This is a genomic window from Mesorhizobium sp. (assembly GCF_004962925.1).
In the GTDB taxonomy this organism is placed as follows: Bacteria; Pseudomonadota; Alphaproteobacteria; order Rhizobiales; family Rhizobiaceae; genus Mesorhizobium.
In genome coordinates this window covers 1-3,084 of record NZ_SUEO01000060.1, presented here as the reverse complement: position 1 = coordinate 3,084, position 3,084 = coordinate 1, and the positions used below count along the sequence as shown (strand labels likewise).

The 3,084-nt window shown below is 60.7% G+C and carries 2 protein-coding genes; one reads left to right on the top strand and one right to left on the bottom strand.

What is annotated here, in order from left to right; all coding sequences use genetic code 11:
* Nucleotides 1-36 precede the first annotated feature (36 nt).
* The gene (locus E5W87_RS14375; protein WP_292398249.1) at nt 37-1,149 is read right to left on the bottom strand and encodes a pyridoxal phosphate-dependent aminotransferase; all 1,113 of its coding nucleotides are present in this window, start codon (nt 1,147-1,149) and stop codon (nt 37-39) included.
* 121 nt (nt 1,150-1,270) lie between these two features.
* Here E5W87_RS14375 and E5W87_RS14370 point away from each other — a divergent pair, with 121 nt between their 5' ends.
* Nucleotides 1,271-2,944, top strand: coding sequence for a tetratricopeptide repeat-containing sulfotransferase family protein (locus E5W87_RS14370; protein ID WP_292398247.1), 1,674 nt, complete (start codon nt 1,271-1,273; stop codon nt 2,942-2,944).
* Nucleotides 2,945-3,084: the final 140 nt, after the last annotated feature.

The window sequence follows — 3,084 nt, the reverse complement described above, 5'->3', positions numbered from 1 at the left end:
GAAATAGCGGCAGGCCTAACGACGACTTTGCGATCCTCAGTTCCCCCGCGCCGCCGCCAGCGCACCGGGCAGCTCCTCGGCAAAGATGTCGAGCTCGTGGTCGAGGCCGACGCTGACGCGGATGCAGCGGTCGAGCACTGGCACCATCGGCTTGCGGATGAACACGTCACGCGACAGCAGCGCTTGCAGCACGTTCAGCGCGAAGGCGCCGTCGCGGCCGCAGTCTATGGTGACGAAATTGGTTGCCGAGGGCAGCGGCTTCAGCCCGTTCGCCTCGGCTATCTCGGCGATGCGCCGGCGGCCGGCAGCGACCCGCGCCACCACGCTTTGGAGATAGTCCGGATCGGCCAACGCCTCGACGCCGGCGATCTGCGCCATGCGGCTGACGCCGTAATGGTTGCGGATCTTCTCGAAATCGCGGATCACCTGGGCGTCCGCCACCGCATAACCGCAGCGTATGCCGGCCAGTCCGTAGGCCTTCGAGAAGGTACGCATGCGGATGACGTTCGGCCTGGAGATATCGATCGGCGGCAGCGCCGAGGCCGGACCCAGCTCGCCATAGGCCTCGTCGAGCACCAGCATGGTGGTTTCCGGCAGGGCTTCGATGAAGCGGATGAGTTCGGCCGCCTCCCACCAGCTTCCCATCGGATTGTCCGGGTTGGACAGATAGACCAGCGGCACGTTTTCCTTGGTGACCGCAGCCAATAGGCCGTCCAGGCTTTCCCGGTCGTTCTCGTAGGGAACCGCGACCAGCCGGCCGCCGACGCCGGCAATATGCAAGTTGAAGGTCGGATAGGCGCCGAGCGAGGTGACCACCGCATCGCCTGGCGCCACATACATGCGCGCCACCAGGCTGAGCAAACCGTCTATGCCTTCGCCGACCACCACGTTTTCGGCGCTAACGCCGAGATGCGCGGCGACGGCCACCTTCAAATCGTGATTGTCGGGGTCGCAATACATCCACATGTCGCGGGCGATACCGGCCATGCGGGCGATGACGCGCGGCGAGGGGCCGAAACTGCTCTCATTGGCGCCGATGCGGGCACGAAACGCGCGGCCGCGGTCACGCTCCTGCGCCTCCGGGCCGACAAACGGCACCGTCGAGGGAAGCGCGCTGATGATTGGCGTGAGGGGAGGGCGCTGGCGCATGGCAAAGGCTCGCTCGAAAAAGGGGCTTCTTGCTAGCGCGGCACCGTTGGCCGCGCAAGCTCCCGCCTTGGCTGCAACCTACATGCTGGATTCCGCCAGCTCTTTTTGCTAGCGAGATATTATGAACAATCGACTCCCGCCTGCCTGGTCCAAGCACCTCAAGCCCGGCCCCGCGCCAAAAGCGAAGGCGCCGATACTGACGCCGATAGTGAATCAAGGAAGCGCTCAATCGCGTGCGCAGGCCGACGACGCGCTGCTGAAACAGGCATATATCCATCAGCAGGCAAAGCGCCTCGACGAGGCTCAGGATCTATGCCTTCGCGTTCTGGCGCGCACACCAAACCATCCGCTCGCTCTGTACATCTTGGGGACCTTATATCTGGGTTATGATAATGAGATGGCCTTGCGATATTTCGCACGGGCGGTCGGCGAGGAACCTAAAAACGCCTATTACCACCTCAGCCTGGGCGAGGCCTATGTGAAGGTCAGCGAATATTCGCCAGCAATCAAGCATATGCAGTACGCCTTGAACCTGCAGCCTAACCTTATCGAGGCACTTTGTGCACTGGGGCGCGCTTACATAGCGTTTGACAAACCCGACATGGCATTGCCGCTCTACGAGAAGGCGCTGAAAATCAACCGCGACCATCCCAAGGTTCGGGCGGGTCTGGCCAGCGCGCTTAGCGGCCTGGGGCGCATGGATGAAGCCGCCGTCTACCTGAAAGAAGCGATCGAACGTCGCATCGAGGTGCCGAGCGCCTATAACGACCTTGTACAGACGCGAAAGTTCACCGAAGAGCCTGAGGAACTCCAATCCATCCTTCGTGAACTCGCCAGCCCGAAGCTCCATCCAGCCGGCGCGCAGCAACTCCATTATGCCGCCGGCAAGGTGCTGAACGACCTCAAGCGCTATAGTGAGGCATTCGACCATTTCAACAGGGCGAAACAGGCCTCCGGCTACAAGTTCGATATCGACTTGTATCGTCGCTGGGTCGACTCGATGATTGAAATCTTCACGCCGGACTTTTTAGCTGCCAGGGCCGGCTATGGAAATCCTTCCGAAGTGCCTGTGTTCGTGGTTGGCATGCCCCGTTCGGGAACGACGCTGACGGAACAGATCGGCGCCAGCCATCCCGTTGTTCATGGTGCAGGGGAGCTTAGCAAATTAAGGCGGGTCGCGAATGCAATCGGCCTCAAAACCTCAGCGGCTGGGAATTTGAACCAGTCAATCATGTCGATCACGGAAGACCTGTCCGGAACCTTGGCCGAAGAGCACCTGTCCTATTTGCGGGAGCGGGCGCCTGCCGCGCTTCGCGTCGTCGATAAGGAGCCGCACAATTTTGAACTGATCGGCCTTATCGGCCTTCTCTTTCCCAACGCGCGCATCATTCATTGCCGTCGTGACGCCATCGACAATTGCGTCTCTTGCTTTGTCCTCAACTTCAGCGAGGGGCACAGCTACAATACCGACCTGAAAACACTAGGTCTGTATTATCGCGAGTATGACCGCCTGATGCGGCATTGGAACGAGGTTTTTCCGGGCCTCATCTTCGAAAATCGCTACGAAACGCTGGTCGAGGATCAGGAGGCGCAGTCACGCCGCCTCATAGATTATCTCGGGCTGCCTTGGGATGACGCCTGCCTGCGCTTTTTCGACAGGGATGGTTCGGTCAACACGCCCAGTCGCTGGCAGGTTCGTCAACCGATCTACAAATCGTCCGTCAAGCGCTGGAAGAATTATGAAAACGAAATTCAGCCGCTGATACAGTCGCTGGGCGATCTTGCAGAGATTTGACTTGAGGTCGGCGGGCCGCATTGCGGGCGCCGCATCCCTCCCTTCGTCATCCCAGGGCGAAGCAAGGAGCGAAGCGACGCGGCGCAGACCCTGGGATCCATGCCGTGACCTCGCGGCAGTACTCCAGCGGACCAGAACGA